We start from the raw sequence: 15,759 nt of genomic DNA, 5'->3' as shown, positions 1-15,759 counted from the left end.
GGCGGCACGGACACCCGTGGGCAGCAGGTCGCCGAGGCGGGTCCCCCGTGTCAGTCCTCCCCGGCCCGAGGGCCGGGACCTGCCGGGAGCGGCCCGGCGAGGGCGGTGCGCAGCCAGTGGTAGGAGTCCTTGGGGGTGCGGCGCTGGGTGGCGTAGTCGACATGGACCAGGCCGAAACGCTGGTGGTAGCCGTCGGACCACTCGAAGTTGTCCAGCAGCGACCAGACGAAGTAGCCGCGGACATCGACACCCTCGCCGATCGCCCGGTGCAGCGCCCGCAGATGGCCGTCGAGGTAGTCGATGCGGGCGGTGTCGCGGACCCGGCCGTCGCCGTCCACGGAGTCCTCGACCGAGCAGCCGTTCTCGGTGACCAGGATCGGTGGCAGGGCCGTGCCGTACCGCTGCTGCAGACCGATGAGCAGGTCGTGGAGGCCGTCCGGGACCACCGGCCAGCCGAAGGCGGTGGTGGGCACGCCCTCGATCGGCACCATGTCGAACGGCAGGCCGCTGCCGGGTGCGGCGGCCGCGATGCGGGTGGGGTTGTAGTAGTTGATACCCAGGGCGTCCAGTGGGGCGCTGATGGTCTCCAGGTCCCCGTCGCGGATCCAGGGCGGCTCGGCGGGCAGCCCCACCGCGGTCAGGTCGGGGTGGCTGCCCAGCAGCACGGGGTCGTTGAACAGCCGGTTGTGGAAGGCGTCGTAGACGTCCGCGGCGGCGATGTCCTCGGGCGAGTCGCTTGCCGGCACGACGGGGGTGCAGTTGTTGGTCAGCAGCACTCGGCGGGCGCCGTGCGCCCGCAGCGCGGCGACGCCCAGGCCGTGGCCGAGCAACTGGTGGTGGCCGGCGGGCAGGGCGTCGAAGAGCAGGGCCCGGCCGGGGGCGTGGGTGCCGAAGGCGTAGCCCTCGGCCATGTGCACCAGCGGCTCGTTGAGGGTGATCCAGCGTCCCACCCGGTCAGCCAGCCGTTCGGCGGCCAGGGCGGCGTACTCGGCGAAGCGGTGGGGGGTGTCGCGGTCCAGCCAGCCGCCGCGGTCCTCCAGGGGCTGCGGCAGGTCCCAGTGGTAGAGGGTGGGGACGGGTTCGCACCGCGCTCCACCAGTGCGTCGACCAGCCGGTCGTAGAAGTCCAGGCCCTTGGGGTTGGGGGCGCCGCTGCCGTCCGGCTGGACGCGGGGCCAGGAGATGGAGAAGCGGTAGGCGCCCACCCCGAGGCCGCCGAGCAGCTCCAGGTCCTCGGGCCAGCGGTGGTAGTGGTCGCAGGCGGTGTCGCCGGTGTGGCCGTCGCGGACCCGGCCGGGCGTGTGCGCGAAGGTGTCCCAGACGGACGGCCCCCGGCCGTCCTCCTCGACCGCCCCCTCGATCTGGTACGCGGCCGTGGACACACCCCACAGGAAGCCCTCGGGGAACGCTGGCAGCCTGCTCGTCATCGCGCCTCCTCGCCCGGACCTGAGTGCGGCTCAGCCTAGGGCGGCGCGGCGGTCGCGGCGAGACCCCTGCATGGCCCGTGCTGCGGCGGGGTCAGGGGGTCGGCGGCGGGGTGCGCAGCCAGGGGAGGGGCGCGGGGTGGAGCAGTTCCTCCCAGTCGGGCGCGGGCGGCCGGCGGGGCGGGCGGGCGGGGGCGTGCCGCAGGGTCTGTTCCAGCCAGGCGCCGAGCGGGGCGGCTGCGGTCTCCAGCATGGGCTCGCCCGGCCCCTCGGCGAGGGTGAGCCGGATGCCGCGGCGGCCGTCCAGGACGATCGGGCGGATCCGGACGCCGCCCTGCCGGCAGGGGCGGAAGAGGCCCTCGGCCAGCAGCCCCCTGGGCAGCGTCCAGTGCCGCCCGGTCCATGCGGTGGCATATCGTCCGTGGAGGGCGAGGCGGATTCGGTGGGGGTGCTCTGCGGGGAGACGCAGGCGGGCGCGGGCCGGGCCGCCGCCGGGCGTGAGCAGCAGCACGGCCAGGTCGGTCTCCATCGGGTCCTGCATGGTGCGGTGCTCCTTCGGTGCGGGTCCGTCCACCGCTGGAGAGAGCATGCGTTCGGAGGTCTTACACAGGTTCGGGTCGAACGCTATTGGACCGACTGTCGACAAGGGGTAGGTTCGCGGAATGGACCCCACCGCCGTACGCCGCCGTACCGTCCACTCCGCCGGACTGCCGCTCGCCGTGGCCGAGCAGGGGGATCCCGCACGGCCCACCGTGCTGCTGGTGCACGGCTATCCCGACACCCGCCGGGTGTGGGACGAGATCGCGGCCGAGCTCGCCGCGGACCACCATGTGGTCCGCTACGACGTGCGCGGCGCCGGCGACTCCGGGGTGCCGGAGAGCCGCGCCGGCTACCGGCTGGAACTGCTGGCCGCCGACCTGCTGGCGGTGGCCGACGCGGTCAGCCCCGGCCGTCCGGTGCATCTGGTGGCGCACGACTGGGGGTCGCTGCAGTCCTGGGAGGCGGTCACCGCTCCGGGGGCGGAGCAATGGATCGCCTCGTACACCAGCATCTCGGGGCCCTGTCTGGACCATGTCGGCCACTGGTACCGCGAGCGGCTCTCCCGTCCCACACCGCACGGCCTGCGGCAGCTGTTCGACCAGTCGCTGCACTCCTGGTACATCGCGGCGTTCCATGTGCCGGTGCTGGCCCCGGCGGTGTGGCGGCTGGGGCTGGCCAGGATCTGGGGAAGGCTGCTGGCCCGCGCCGAGGGGGTGCGCCCGCGCCCGGGGCATCCGCAGCCGACGCTGGCCCGGGACGCGGCACGGGGGATCGAGCTGTACCGGGCCAACTTCATCGCCCGGGTCGCCCGCCCGGGGCACCGCAGCACCGCCGTCCCGGTGCAGCTGGTCACGCTGAGCGGTGACCGCTTCGTCCGGCCCGCGCTCTCCGAGGGGCTGGAGCGATGGGTGCCCCGCCTGGAGCGGCGGACGCTGCGTGCCGGCCACTGGTCGGCGCTGCTGGAGCGGGCGCCCGAGGTGGCGGAGCTGGTCCGGGCTTTTGCGGCCCGGACCGGTTCCACGGAACGGGAGCAGCCGGTGTGACGGCGCGTCAGCGACGCGGCCAGGGGCGCTGGCCGGTGGCGTCCGACGGCGGCGCGGAGGCCGTGCCCCAGCCCGTGGCCGGGGTGCTGCCCAGGGTGAAGTCCAGGGTGCGGCCGCGCAGTTCGCGGAAGGTCAGCCAGGGCCGGGGGTGCGCCCTGCCGCCCAGGGTGAGCCCGTGCACATACGGGCTGCCGGCCGCGGCGCCGCGCCCCAGCACGGTGAACGGCGCGGCGCCGGGCTGGGAGACGGTCACCGCGGGGAAGGCGGGGCTGCCCAGCACCAGCAGGTCGGAGCCGGGCACTGCCGGGTAGAGGCCCAGCATCGACCAGACGTACCAGGAGCTCATCGCCCCCAGGTCGTCGTTGCCGAACTGCCCGTACGGGGTGTTGGACCAGAGGGTGCGCTGCACCTTGCGCACCGCCCGCTGGGTCTTCCAGGGCTCGCCGGTCCAGTTGTACTGCCAGGGGATGCCGACGCTGGGCTCGTTGTTGAGGTCGGCGGTGGTGGGGGTGGGGTGGAGCAGATCCCTCAGCAGGGAGTCCAGATAGGCGCTCCAGGCCTTGGCGCCGCCGCGGCCCTGGATCAGCCGCCGCAGGTTGAAGGCGACCATCGGGGTGTACTGGGCCGAGGTGCCCTCCACAAAGCCCCGGGTGGCTCCCGGGGTGAAGCCGGAGGCGAAGCCGCCCGCGGCCAGCCTGGGCTGCAGATAGCCGGAGGCGCGGTTGAAGAGGTTCTGCCAGTCCTGGGCCCGGGTGGCGAAGCGGGTGTAGGTGGCCCGGTCGCCGAGACTGCGGGCGAAGGCCGCGAGGGCGTAGTCCGCGTTGTCGTACTCCAGCTGGGTGGAGACGGTGCCGTAGAAGTGGCAGCAGCCCCAGTCCTTCCCGTCGACCGGCAGATAGCCGAGCCGGTCGCGCACCGCCTGCCCCGGCCGCGCGTGGTTGGGGCCGACGGCCTCGCGGACCATCACCGACAGGGCCCGGCGGGTGTCGAAGGAGCGCGCCCCGAAGGCATACGCCCCGGCGATGATGCCGTCCGCAGGGTCGCCGATCATCACCCAGCTCTCGCCGTTGTTCTGCGCCCACTTGGGCAGTGAGCCGCTCTCGTCGAAGTCGCGCAGCATGGAGGAGACCATGTCCCCGGCGACCGCCGGGTCCACCAGGGCCATCAGCTGGGCCTGGCTGCGATAGGTGTCCCAGCCGGAGAAGTTGGCGTACTGGGCGTGGCCGCGGGGCACGCTGTGGGTCTTCTTGTCCATGCCGGCGTAGCGCCCGTCGGTGTCGCTGAAGACATTGGGGTGCAGCAGCGCATGGTAGAGGGCGGTGTAGAACTGCACCTGCTCGTCATGGGTGCCACCGGTCACCCGCATCCGTCCGAGCACCTGGTTCCAGGCCGAGTGGGCGGCGCTCTCCAGGGCGCGGACGTTCCGGGTCGCGGCCTCGCGCTGAAGATTGCGCCGGGCGCCGTCCTGGCTGGTGTAGGAGATCCCGATCCGGGCGGTGACGGTGTGTCCGCCGGAGGTGTCGAAGGTGGCGTACGCGCCGTCGGCGTCCTTGGTTTGGGTGGCACCGGGGCCGTGGAGGACGGTCTTCCGGGAGCCGCGCCAGGTGCCCGCGGAGGTCAGCGGACGGTCGAAGGTGATGGCGAAGTGCAGGGTGTAGGCGTTGTCGGCACCGCAGAAGTGACCGCTGCGCACCGAGCCCACGATCTCCCGGTCGGAGACGACGCGGAGCCGGGTGCCGTCGACCCGGGTGGCGCCGCCGCGCAGTTTCAGCAGCAGCCGGGCGTCCTTCCCGGCGGGGAAGGTGAACCGGGCGATACCGGCTCTGGTGGCGGCGGCCAGCTCGGTCGTCACTCCGTTGTCGTCGGTGACCCGGTAGAGGCCGGTCCGCACCGTCTCCCGCTGGTGCGAGAAGCCCACCGAGGCCTTGCCGGGGTCGTCGGGAAGGCCGCCCGACAGGGGCAGCAGCGGCACATCGCCGCCCGCCGGGCAGCCCGGCCCGCTCAGATGGGTGAGGCTGAAGCCGGAGAGCCGCTTCGCCGAGTAGCCGTAACCGCCGCCGTAGGTCCGCAGCGGCGTGGTGTCCGGACCCAGCTGCATCATCCCGAACGGCACCACCGGGCCGGGGAAGGTGTGCACCACCCCGGCGGTGCCGATGAGCGGGTTCACCAGCGAGGCGGGATCGGACACCGGCCCTGCGCCACGGGCCGGCACAATGCCGGGCGCGGGGGCCGCGGCCAGCAGGGCCAGCGCGGCGGCGCCCGCGCCGAAGGCCCGGGTGCTGCCGGAGAGCCGGGGGAGCAGACGCCGGGTTCGGGCGGCGGACAGCGGTGCAGCGGACATGGGTGTGCCTCCCCGGAAGCGACGGCCTTCCCGTCCGCGGCGCAGGCGGTCACGGGATACGGAGGCGCTTGGCGCACTCCTCGCCAGCACGCTAGGGCCGCCCCGGCACCCGGCCGTCCGGCACGCTGCGTGACCACCGGCGGCTCACCCGGACGGCGGCGCACCGCTGGACAGACGCTCCGTCCCTGTGCCATCCCGTCTCCGTGGCGCTCCGGCGTGCGCTGCGCCGTCCGGGTGGCGCCGGACACCGCGCTGTCGTCTACATTGACGTAGACGCATTGCTGTCACACGTCGGACGCCGGCGGACGCACCCGAAGGGAAGGCAGTAGCCCATGGCCCCGCGCCCCACGACCGCGCTTCGCCGGGCCGTCGTCTTCGCGCTGCCGGCCGTCGCCTTCGGGCTGCTCGCCCAGGCGGTCGCGGCGAGGTCCGGGCACCCCTTCCGGATCGACCGGACGCTGCACGACTGGGCCGTCGCCCACCGCCCGGCCACCGCGGCGGCCCTGGTCCGGCTGCTCACCGCGACCGGCACCGGGCCCGTCCCGTATCTGGTGGCCCTCGCCGCCGGGTGGACGGTCTGCCGCCGGGGAACTCCGCCGAGCCGCAGGGCGGCCGTCGCCGCGGCGTGCGGGGTGGCCCTGGCGCTCGGTCAACTGCTGCGCACCGCGCTGATGGAAGCGCTGGCCAGGCCCCGGCCGCCGGTGGCCGACTGGGCCGCGAGAGCCGGCGGCCATGCCTTCCCCTCCGGTCACACCACCACCTCGGCGATCGCCGCGGGCCTGCTCGCCTGGGCCGCCGTCCGGGCCGCCGACCGCACCGCCGGACGGATCGCCGCCCTGCTCTGCCTCTGCTGGGCCGCGGCGGTCGGCGCCAGCCGGGTCTATCTGGGGGTGCACTGGCCCACCGACGTCCTCGGCGGCTGGCTGCTCGCTGCGGCCTGGCTGGCTGCGGCGCTGCCGCTGCTCGATGCTCTGGCGGCGCGGGAGTCGGCGGCATCGCAACGGTGATGACGTACCGTCAGCTCAGCGGCGGCCGTTCGCATGGTGATGGTTCGCCCGCCCCGCAGGGACGGGAATCTCGCTCCACACCTGCTTGCCGCCGCCCATCGGCAGCGAGCCGAACCCGGTGGACACCGCCTCCACCAGCAGGATCCCCCGTCCTCCGGTGGCCTCCCAGCCGATGCTGGCCGGCTTGACGGGCGAGCGGGGGGAGGCGTCGGTCACCGCGATCCGCAGCCGGTCGGCGACATAGGTCAGGTCCAGCCGCACCGGCCCCTGGGTGTGCACCAGGGCATTGGTGACCAGTTCGGAGACGATCAGCAGCACCACATCCCGCTGATCGCCCAGTCCCCAGGAGTTGAGCGTACGGCCCACGAAACGGCGGGCATGGGAGACCGCCTCGGGCAGCCGCCACACCGCCCAGCCGGCCCGTACCGGAAGCGATCCCACGCCCACATAGCGCAGCAGCAGCACCGCGACGTCGTCGTCCCGCCGGTCGACGCCGCCGAGCAGCGCGTCGGCCACCAGCTCCACATCACCCGGATCGGTGCGGGCCAGGATGTCGCGGAGCTGCTCCAGACCGTCGTCCAGGGTGAGGCTGCGGGACTCCACCAGACCGTCGGTGGTGAGCACCACCACCGTGCCCGGCACCAGCGCCAGCGGGGTGATCGGATAGTAGGCGTCGTCGTCCACGCCCAGCGGCGGTCCCCCCTCGGCGTCGACCACCTCGGTGGAGCCGTCCGGGAGCCGCAGCACCGGCGGGATGTGTCCGGCCCGCGCGCACCAGGCGGTGCCCTCCTCCATGTCCACCACCACATAGCAGCAGGTGGCGAAGAGGTCGGCGCCGATCCCCACCAGCAGCCGGTTGGCGTGCGACACCACCACGTCGGCCGGGTGCCCCTCCATCGCATAGGCCCGGATCGCGGTCCGGATCTGACCCATCAACGTGGCGGCGACCGCGTTGTGTCCCTGCACATCGCCGATCACCAGCGCCACCCGCCCGTCGGTCAGCGGGATGACGTCGTACCAGTCGCCGCCGACCTGGAGCCCGGCTGTGGCGGGCAGATAGCGGGCCACGGCCGTGCCCCCGGGCAGCGCCGGCAGCCGCCGTGGCAGCAGGCTGCGCTGGAGGGTGCCGATCAGCTCGTGCTCGGCGTCCAGCGCACGGGCCCGCTCCAGCGCCTGTCCGGCCAGCGCGGCGGCGGCGGTCAGCAGGGCGCGTTCATCGGCGGTGAACTCATGGGGTGCGGACCAGCCGAGCATGCAGCCGCCCACCATCCGGCCCGAGGACGGCAGCGGCAGCACCGCGAGCCCGCCGGGCCCGATGCCGGTCAGCGCCTCCTCCAGGGGCGCGCCCGCCGGCCAGTAGGAGGCGCGGCCCTCGCGCAGTGCGGTCTCCAGGGTGGGCATGGCGCGGGCAGGGGCGTCGGGCCACTCGGTACGCCACTGGCTGCGCCAGATGTCCGGCCAGGCCTCGGGTTCGGGCGGGTCGAGCAGGGTGACCACCAGCCGCTCCGACTCCAGCTCGGCGAGCGCGACCCGTGCGGCGCCCAGCGGATGGCGGAGCGCGGCCACCACCGCGCGGCCCACGTCCTTGACGGTGACCGCGGTCGCCAGGGTCGCCGCCAGCCGTCGCACCAGGGAGATGTCATCGACACCGGGCCGCATCCGGGAGGCGTCGGCGATGGTGCCCATCAACCGGGTGGGCAGGCCGTCATGGCTCAGGGTGAGCTCGCTGCACATCCGCAGCCAGCAGAGATCGCCGCCGCGGCGCCGGATGCGGAACTCCAGGTCGCGTCCGGCGGCCCCGTGGCTGGGGTCCAGCGCGGACATCAGGCTCGGGAGGTCCTCCGGGACGGTGAGCGCCAGCAGCGACTCCACCCGGCCGTCGAACTCCTCCGGAGCCAGGTCGAACAGCTCCAGCACCCGGGCGTCGGCCTCCAGGCAGCCGGTGGTCAGGGTCAGCATGAAATGGCCGACGTCATCGACGGCCGACCCGCTCGGCGGCAGAGCGTCGTCGGCCGACATCCGCTCCGCGAACATGCCCAGCACCTGGCGGTACTCGTCGTCGAAGCTGTCCGGGCACTCGTCCACGACCAGCAGGCAGCCCTGCCCGGGCGCGCCGCTCAGCGGGAGTACGGCCAGCGACGCCCCCGCGGGGAGCAGCGGGTCGAGGCCGGAGTCCACCGCCTCACCGGACGCCAGCCAGAGCGGCACCCCGGTGGCGACCACTCGCGCCGGCGGGGAGTCCCCGGCTGTGGGATAGGAATCGGGCAGCCCGTACAGGGTGCGCGGGGCGCCGGCCTCCTCGACCAGGGTCAGCTGGTCGGTGCGCTCGCACGGGGCGTACACCGCGGCCAGCGTGGCGCCCGTGGACACCAGGATCTGCTCGGCGAGAGCCCGCAACGGGGTGGCGGTGTCGAGACCGGAGCGGAGCAGCCTGCGGGCGAGATCCGCGCGCAGCGTCCGGGTCCCGTGGCTCTCCGCCTGCTCGCCTCCCACCTGGTCATTACATCGTCTCCAGGCCGCCTTCGCAGCCGGATCCGCGGGTTGAACCCGCCCGTGCTCCGCTGCTCACCGGGGGTCCGGGTGCGGTCGTCGCGGGGTGAACCGCCGCACAGTGCGACGCGTACCCAGAGCACGACCGTGTACGCGAGGAGGGCTGCCATGGCCGTCAGCCCGGCGATCCCCGTCGCCGCCCCGGCCGCCACGGGGGCGCGCCGCTTCCAGACCCGGCTGCTGGCCGGCTCGGCGCTCTGCGCCGCACTCGCGGGGGCCGCCTTCGCGGGGGGTGTTCCTCGGGCCGGCGCCGCCCTCCCGGGGGCTTCCGCCGCCGCCCCGCCCGCTCCCTCGGTGGCGCCCGCGCCGCCGGATCTGGCCCGGCTGGCGGCGCTCTCGGGCTGCTCGCTGCACCCGGGGACCGCCAACGCGGACTTCCGGCAGGCGGTCTGCTCCTCGTCCGCGGGCCGCGTGGCCATGGTGGTCTTCACCACGCAGACGGGGCTCGGCCAGTGGAAGGCCGAGGCGGAGAGCTACGGCCAGTACCTGGTGGGGCCGCGCTGGGCGGTGGGCGGGGACCCGGCCGTCCTGGCGCGGCTCCGGTTGCGGCTGGGCGGGGTGCTGGAGGGCTCCACCGCGCACCAGGGACACCACTCGGGTTGAGGTCCGCCCGGCCGGTGGGGGCGAGGGCCTGTCCGACCGTTCCCGCCCGGCGCGCGACGCTCCCCCGGCCTTCGGCCGGGAGGTACCCCCAGGCAGGGCACTTCGCTGAGTCGACCGGGTACGCCCCGTACGAGGTCGATCCTCCGCCGTGCGATGCGCCCTCCTTGCCCGCCTTCGGCGAGGAGGGGCCCTGCGGACGCCGCACGCCGCAACGGCGCGCATGGCCGGACGAGTGCTAAGCGTCCGAGGGGGGCGGGAAGCCGCCGGTGGCGATCGGGCCCCAGCGCTGCGGGGTGACCCGGATCAGGCACTTGCCCTGACGGCGCATGGCCTCCCGGTACTCGTCCCAGTCCGGATGCTCGCCCGCGATGCAGCGGTAGTAGTCGACCAGCGGCTCCAGGGCCTCCGGCAGGTCCAGCACCTCGGCCTCACCGTCGACCTGGACATACGGGCCGTCCCAGTCGTCGGACAGCACGCAGACCGACACCCGGGCGTCCCGCCGGGCGTTGTGGGACTTGACCCGCTGCGGATAGGTGGAGACCACGATGCGGCCCTCGGAGTCCACCCCGCAGGCGACGGGCGAGGTCTGGGGGCGGCCGTCGGCCCGGGTGGTGATCAGCAGCGCGCGGTGGCGCGGGCGCAGGAACTCCACCAGTTCGGCCAGGTCCGGGCGGTGTGCGGTAGCGAATCTGGGTGCCATGCCGAGCACGCTACCGCGCCGGCCCCGCCACGCCCCGCCGGGCTGCTGCCGACGGGGCACGGCGATGGGTCAGGCAGTCCCGCCGGGCTGCGCGGGCAGCCCGGTGCCGCCGAGCCTGGTGAGGAAGCCCGTCAGTGCGGCCACCTCCCCGGGTGCCCACTCCTCACCGCCGAGCACCGACGCGGCCAGCTGGCCGGCGGCCTTCTCGGCGTGCTGGAGCCGCTCCCGGCCCGCGTCGGTCAGTGCGGCATAGGCCACCCGGGCGTCCCGGGGGTCGGGCTCCCGCTCCACCAGGCCGACCCGCTCCAGCGGGCCCAGCGAGCGGGTGACCCCGGACGCGGTGAGGCCCAGGGCGGCGGCGAGGTCCACCCGCCGCATCCGGTCGCCGGGGGCGCTGCCCAGCTGCTGGAGCAGCAGGAAGTCGGCGAAGCTCAGGCCGTGCAGCCTGCCCAGCTGGTTGTCGAACCGCTTGACCAGCACCGCCTGCGCCCGGGCGAGGCGCAGACAGGCGTCCAGATACTCACTCATCGCTACCTCCGCGAGTATTCCTTGAGTACTCCTTGAGTGCTCAAGCATGCCATGACCATTGAGTGCTCAAGAATATTTTCCCGGGCGGCATAATGGCCGGCATGGACCAGCCCCCCGCCCCGTGCGCCCTGCCCACCGAGCGTCTGGTCCTGCACGAGGTGCTGCCCGCCGAGGCCGCCCTGCTGGTGGCAGGCCGCACCGGCGGCCGGGAGTGGCTGGGCGGCGTACCGGGAGCGGGCACCCGGGAGGCCGCCGGAGTGCTCACCCTGGCAGCCGACGCGGGTTGCCACACACCGGGCTGGGCGCTCTACCGGATCGACCGGCGCACGGACGGGCTGAGCGTGGGGGCGGCATCTGCTTCCATGGACCGCCCCTCGACGGTGCCACCGAGATCGGCTTTGAACTCGCCCCCGGCGCCCGCGGCCGCGGCTACGCCACCGAGGCGCTGCAGGCCCTGGCGGGCTGGGCACTGCGGCAGCCCGGTGTGCACCGGGTCACCGCCACCACGGCGCCCGGCAATCTGCCCTCCCAGCGGGTGATGGACCGCGCCGGGTTCCGGCGCACCGAGGACGCCGACGGACTGCGCACCTATGCGCTGACCCGGAGCTGACCCCGGCGCGGTTCCGGTGCCCGGCTGGCCTCAGGGACGGAACGACGACTGCGCGGTCTGGAAGTGCTTCCACGCCTCCTGGTCCCGCTCCAGCGGTGCGGAGATCCACAGGTCGTAGGTGTGGCCGTGCTCCACCCAGCTCAGATCGCGGGAACGCCGCGTCCCACCGCCGTCACCCGCCCAGGTGAACTGCCACAGTGCGGCCGTACCGCCGTGCATCACCGTCTCGCCGACCGTGCCGTCGTGGTAGCCCGGATAGTCCTTGGGACCGCGGGCGGCCTGGGCGCCGAGATCCGCCATCGGACCGGCGGCGGTCCGCGCGCCGATGCGGATGCCCAGCCGGAAGACCCGGCCCGGGGAGTAGTAGAAGACCCGGGGCGGCTCCAGGGAGCGGGTCCAGCCGTCCGGTACGTCCAGTGAGAAGCCCAGCGGGTCATGGACCAGCGTGTAGCCGGGCGGCGCGGCGGAGGCCAGGGAAGCGGAGGACGAGGGGGTGAGGGCCGGGTGCGTGGAGACGCGGGGAGCGGAGGCAGGCGCCGAGGAGTGCGGGGCGGTGGAGGCCCCGGGTCGCTCCTGCTGCCCCGGGAGCAGTGCGACGATCACCCCCGCGCCCACCGCCGCAGCGACCAGCAGCACCCCCGCGACCAGCAGCCGCGGCCGTCCCCGGCGCTGCGGCGGGGCCGTGTCGGGCCCCGCGGCCGCGACCTCCTCCGGCACCGCCGCGGAGCCCACGAGCGCGGCAGCGTCCTGCGGCGACGTGCGTCCCGCCCGGCCGGAGGCCAGTCGGGCGGTCTGGGTCGCGGTGCCCGCATCGGCCAGGAACTCCCGGAGCCGCCGGGCGGTCTCCGCCGCGGTCGCCCGCTCCGCCGGGTCGCGGCGCAGCAGCCCTTCCACGGCCGGGGCCAGCGGCCGCGCGGATTCGGGCAGCGATATCTCCTCGAACATCACCGCGTGCAGGATCGCCGCCATGGAGTCCCGCTGGAACGGCGAACGGCCGGCCAGGGCCGCGCAGAGCAGCACCCCCAGCGACCACAGGTCCGACGCCGGGCCGGCCGCCCCGCCCTCCACCCGCTCGGGAGCCGTGAACTCCGGCGAGCCCAGGAAGGAGCCCACCTCGGTCAGCGTGGCGCTGCCGTCCAGCCGGGCGATCCCGAAGTCGGTGAGCACCACCCGGCCGGTGCCGCGCTCCAGCAGGACATTGGCCGGCTTCACATCCCGGTGCAGCACCCCTCGCCCGTGCGCGGCGCCCAGGGCGTCCAGCACCGCGAGGCCGGTCCTGGCCGCCTCCCTGGGGTCGAGCGGGCCGTCGGCCGCGATCACATCGGCCAGCGACCGCCCGTCCACCAGCTCCATCACGATCCACAGCCGGCCGTCCTGCTCCACCACGTCATGGACGCCGACCACCGAGGGGTGTCTGATCTGCGCCGCCGCACGGGCCTCACGCAGCGTCCGCTCCCGCTGCACCTCGGCACCGCCGCCGTCCCCGGTCTCCCGCAGATGGACCTCCTTGACGGCCACCTGACGGTCCAGCAGGACGTCGTCGGCCCGCCACACCGTGCCCATGCCGCCGCGGCCGAGCGAGGCCCGCAGGGTGTAGCGGCCGCCGACGGTCCGCAGCGTGTCTCCCATGGACGTCATAATCCCGCACGCCCGACCCCGCAGACACGCCACACGGACGCTCCGGCGGCGCCCGGTCGGGCGAATTCCCACGAACCGTCAGCCGACGTCGTACGGGAGCCATGTGCGGCAGCGCGGAGCCGCTCGGCCGGACCCCGCCGGGACCTCGGGTGCGCGGCCGGCCTGCGGCGCCGGACGCGGCTGCGGCGGGCCCCCGGGAGGGAGCCCGCCGCAGTGGCTGGGTCAGACGGCCGGGGCCGTCAGGGCCGGCACCACGCGGTGCCCGTTGGCCAGCATGGTGCCCAGCGGCTCCAGCGCGTCCTGCGGGACCGCCAGCGCCAGGTCGGGGAAGCGCTCGAACAGGGCGGGCAGGGCGACATTGGCCTCCAGCCGGGCCAGGGACACCCCCAGGCAGTAGTGGGCGCCGTAGCCGAAGGCCAGGTGGTCGCGCCGGGTCGGCCGGGTGATGTCGAAGTCGGCGGCGGTGTCACCGTGCAGCTCGGGGTCGCGCCCCGCCGCGCCGTACGCGGCCAGGATCGCATCGCCCTTGCGGATGGTGGTGCCGTCCGCCAGCTCGATGTCGTCCACGGCGTAGCGCAGCGGCAGGTGGGGCACGGGCGCCCGCCACCGCAGCGTCTCGTCGATGACGTCGTCCCAGGTGGCCTCGCCGGACCGGACCAGCGCCAGCTGCTCGGGATGGGTGAGCAGCGCGGTGATGGCGTTGTCGAGCAGGTTGACGGTGGTCTCGAAGCCGGCGCTGATGGTCAGCAGCAGGGTGTCCAGCAGCTCGGTCTCGCTGAGCGCCGAGCCGTCGTCCTCACTGCGGGCCTCGATCAGATCGCTGGTCATGTCGTCGCCGGGCTCCGCCCGCTTGGACGAGACCAGGTCGGTCAGCAGCCCGTAGAGGGCGACCTGGGTGGCCGCGACCTCCTCCGGCTCGGCGGCGGCGTTGAAGACCGACTCCACCGTCCGGCGCAGCCCGTCCCGGGACTTCTCCGGGACGCCGAACAGACCGCAGATCACCTCGATGGGCAGCGGGTGGGCGAAGGCCGACCGCAGGTCGACCGGCTCGCCCGCCGGGGCCGCCCCGACGGCGTCCAGCAGCTCACCGGTGATCTCCTCGATCCGCGGCCGCATGGCCGCCGTCCGGCGCGGTGTGAACGCCTTGGCGACCAGCTTGCGCAGCCGCATGTGGTCCTCGCCGTACGCGGTGAACATATTGCTCACCGCGACCCAGATGAAGAACGGCCACTCCTGCGGGATCTCCCCGTTGATGAAGGCCGGCCAGTGCTGGTTGGGGTCCTTGGAGACACGCGGATCGTTGAGGAGCCGCTTCAGCAGCTCGAAGCTGTTTATCGACCACGCCTCCACAGCGTTCGGAAGCTCCACGAGCGTCGCGGCGCCGAGGGAGTGGAGCTCGGCGGACTCACCGTCGAAGTCGCCGCCGGCGGGGTCGAGTCGGAAGGGGCAGGCGGGCTGCTGTGCCATGAGCGCGCTCCAGGGTTCTCGTCGGGCTGTGCGGGTGCAGCGGAACGGGGGAAGCGGACGGGGAGGGAGCTCAGTGCCCGGTGGAACGGGCCGGGCCGCCAGGACAACTCACCCACGGGTACGGCGAGTTCGAGGTCAGGAAGGCGGTCGAGCAGCTTCTCGATGGCCACCGTGGCGATCAGCCGGGCGGGGCTCTTGGCCGGGCAGGTGTGGGGCCCGGCGCTCCAGGCGAGGTGCGCGCGGTTGCCGGCCCGGTGGCCGGCGGGAAGGGAGGGGTCGGTGTTGGCGGCCGCGAAGGAGATCACGATCGGCTCCCCCTCGCGGAACCGGACCCCGTCCAGCTCGGTGTCCTGGACGGGGTAGTGGACGGCGTAGTTGGCCATGGGCGTGTAGGTGGTCCACAGCACCTCGTCGAGGGCGTCCTCCACCGGCAGGCTGCCACCGGAGAGGTCACCCGCGAAGCGGTCGTCCGCGAGCAGCAGCCGAAGCGTGTTGGCGATCAGGTTCTGCTGCGGCTCGGTCCCGGCGCCCAGCAGAACCACAAGCTGATGGATGACCTCCTCGTCGGTCAGCTGCGCCGGGTGGGCCATCAGCCACGAGGTCACGTCGGCACCGGGCCGCTGGTGCTTGAGCGTGATCAGGTCGATCGTCGCCCGGGTGAGCATCTCGTTGGCCTTCTCGGCGTCCACGCCGTCGAAGATGCCGGACATCCCCGCGACCAGCCGGTCCCCGATGTCGCCGGGGCAGCCGAACATCTGCTTGAAGACCAGCAGCGGCAGCCGCTTGGCGTAGTCGCCGATCAGGTCCGCGGTGCCCGCGCGGCTGAAGTCGTCGATCAGGGCGTCGGCGCTCTGCTCGACGTAGTGGCGCAGCTCGTGCGGGTCCACCCGGTCCAGGCTGTCGGTCACCGCGGAGCGCAGCCGGGTGTGCGCCTCGCCGTCCGCGTACAGGCAGTTGGGCCGGTAGACCATCATCGGCACCACCGGGTTGTCGGCGGAGACCTCGCCGGTGGCCAGGGCGCGCCAGCGCCGGGCGTCCTTGACGAAGGTCTGGGTGCCGCGCAGCACCTTGAGCGCGGTGCCGTAGGAGGTGACCAGCTTGGCGTCGACTCCGGGGGCCAGCTCGACCGGCGCCGCGGGGCCGTACTCCCGCAGCCGCGCGTAGACGGAGTCCGGGTCGGCGGCGAAGTCCGCGCCGTGGAGCGGGATCCGGTTGCTGCCGCCGCCATGGGCGGGGCAGCCGGGGGGCGGCACCGGGTGGTCTGCGGGGCCGGTGGGTTGGACAGGGGCGGTCACGGGTCAGGGCTCCA

General features: G+C 74.2%; 12 protein-coding genes and 1 pseudogene. 4 read left to right on the top strand and 9 right to left on the bottom strand.

The features are described from left to right. Nucleotides 1-50 precede the first annotated feature (50 nt). Nucleotides 51-1,426 (bottom strand): annotated as a pseudogene (locus AB0761_RS09450) (GH1 family beta-glucosidase). A gap of 91 nt (nucleotides 1,427-1,517) precedes the next feature. Then, nucleotides 1,518-1,964, bottom strand: a complete 447-nt coding sequence (locus tag AB0761_RS09445) for an SsgA family sporulation/cell division regulator (RefSeq protein ID WP_377268517.1) — start codon at nucleotides 1,962-1,964, stop codon at nucleotides 1,518-1,520. Nucleotides 1,965-2,085: 121 nt separating this feature from the next. Here AB0761_RS09445 and AB0761_RS09440 point away from each other — a divergent pair, with 121 nt between their 5' ends. Continuing rightward, nucleotides 2,086-3,006 carry an alpha/beta fold hydrolase gene (locus AB0761_RS09440; RefSeq protein WP_377268516.1) on the top strand — a complete coding sequence of 307 codons (921 nt, stop codon included), beginning with the start codon at nucleotides 2,086-2,088 and terminating at the stop codon, nucleotides 3,004-3,006. A gap of 7 nt (nucleotides 3,007-3,013) precedes the next feature. On the opposite strand, the gene AB0761_RS09435 is transcribed toward AB0761_RS09440, so the two are convergent. Further along, nucleotides 3,014-5,347 (bottom strand): GH92 family glycosyl hydrolase, encoded by a 2,334-nt coding sequence (locus tag AB0761_RS09435; RefSeq protein ID WP_377268515.1) that lies wholly within the window; start codon nucleotides 5,345-5,347, stop codon nucleotides 3,014-3,016. 332 nt (nucleotides 5,348-5,679) lie between these two features. Here AB0761_RS09435 and AB0761_RS09430 point away from each other — a divergent pair, with 332 nt between their 5' ends. After that, entirely contained in the window at nucleotides 5,680-6,354 is a 675-nt protein-coding gene (locus tag AB0761_RS09430) for a phosphatase PAP2 family protein (protein WP_377268514.1), read from the top strand. 15 nt (nucleotides 6,355-6,369) lie between these two features. On the opposite strand, the gene AB0761_RS09425 is transcribed toward AB0761_RS09430, so the two are convergent. Then, on the bottom strand, nucleotides 6,370-8,847 hold the full coding sequence (locus AB0761_RS09425; protein WP_377268513.1) for a SpoIIE family protein phosphatase: 2,478 nt from the start codon (nucleotides 8,845-8,847) through the stop codon (nucleotides 6,370-6,372). Nucleotides 8,848-9,012: 165 nt separating this feature from the next. On the opposite strand from AB0761_RS09425, the gene AB0761_RS09420 reads away from it, so the two are divergent. After that, a complete protein-coding gene (locus tag AB0761_RS09420) occupies nucleotides 9,013-9,507 on the top strand; it encodes a hypothetical protein (RefSeq protein WP_377268512.1) in 495 nt (164 codons plus the stop codon). Nucleotides 9,508-9,742: 235 nt separating this feature from the next. On the opposite strand, the gene AB0761_RS09415 is transcribed toward AB0761_RS09420, so the two are convergent. Both AB0761_RS09415 and AB0761_RS09410 read right to left on the bottom strand, forming a co-directional pair. Beyond that, a complete protein-coding gene (locus tag AB0761_RS09415; RefSeq protein ID WP_377268511.1) occupies nucleotides 9,743-10,207 on the bottom strand; it encodes a PPOX class F420-dependent oxidoreductase in 465 nt (154 codons plus the stop codon). A 69-nt stretch (nucleotides 10,208-10,276) separates the two neighbouring features. Beyond that, nucleotides 10,277-10,735, bottom strand: coding sequence for a MarR family winged helix-turn-helix transcriptional regulator (locus tag AB0761_RS09410; RefSeq protein ID WP_377268510.1), 459 nt, complete (start codon nucleotides 10,733-10,735; stop codon nucleotides 10,277-10,279). Nucleotides 10,736-11,018: 283 nt separating this feature from the next. Between AB0761_RS09410 and AB0761_RS09405 the strand changes: the two genes are divergently transcribed. Then, nucleotides 11,019-11,345, top strand: a complete 327-nt coding sequence (locus tag AB0761_RS09405; RefSeq protein WP_377268509.1) for a GNAT family N-acetyltransferase — start codon at nucleotides 11,019-11,021, stop codon at nucleotides 11,343-11,345. Nucleotides 11,346-11,375: 30 nt separating this feature from the next. Here the strand turns inward: AB0761_RS09405 and AB0761_RS09400 are convergent, their stop codons facing one another. The 3 genes from AB0761_RS09400 to AB0761_RS09390 all read right to left on the bottom strand — a co-directional run bounded on the left by AB0761_RS09400 (nucleotide 11,376) and on the right by AB0761_RS09390 (nucleotide 15,745). Next, nucleotides 11,376-12,974, bottom strand: coding sequence for a protein kinase (locus tag AB0761_RS09400; protein ID WP_377268508.1), 1,599 nt, complete (start codon nucleotides 12,972-12,974; stop codon nucleotides 11,376-11,378). Between the two features lie 231 nt (nucleotides 12,975-13,205). Next, on the bottom strand, nucleotides 13,206-14,333 hold the full coding sequence (locus AB0761_RS09395) for a cytochrome P450 (RefSeq protein ID WP_377273985.1): 1,128 nt from the start codon (nucleotides 14,331-14,333) through the stop codon (nucleotides 13,206-13,208). Beyond that, nucleotides 14,315-15,745: a cytochrome P450 gene (locus tag AB0761_RS09390; RefSeq protein WP_377268507.1), complete on the bottom strand. Its 1,431-nt coding sequence runs from the start codon at nucleotides 15,743-15,745 to the stop codon at nucleotides 14,315-14,317. The genes AB0761_RS09395 and AB0761_RS09390 overlap by 19 nt, the downstream gene beginning before the upstream one ends. Nucleotides 15,746-15,759: the final 14 nt, after the last annotated feature.

Origin of the sequence: Peterkaempfera podocarpi (assembly GCF_042466665.1) — a bacterium.
Lineage (GTDB): Bacteria > Actinomycetota > Actinomycetes > Streptomycetales > Streptomycetaceae > Peterkaempfera > Peterkaempfera podocarpi.
Note: the sequence above shows the minus strand (reverse complement) of the source record. Positions and strands in the feature narration are given on the sequence as shown.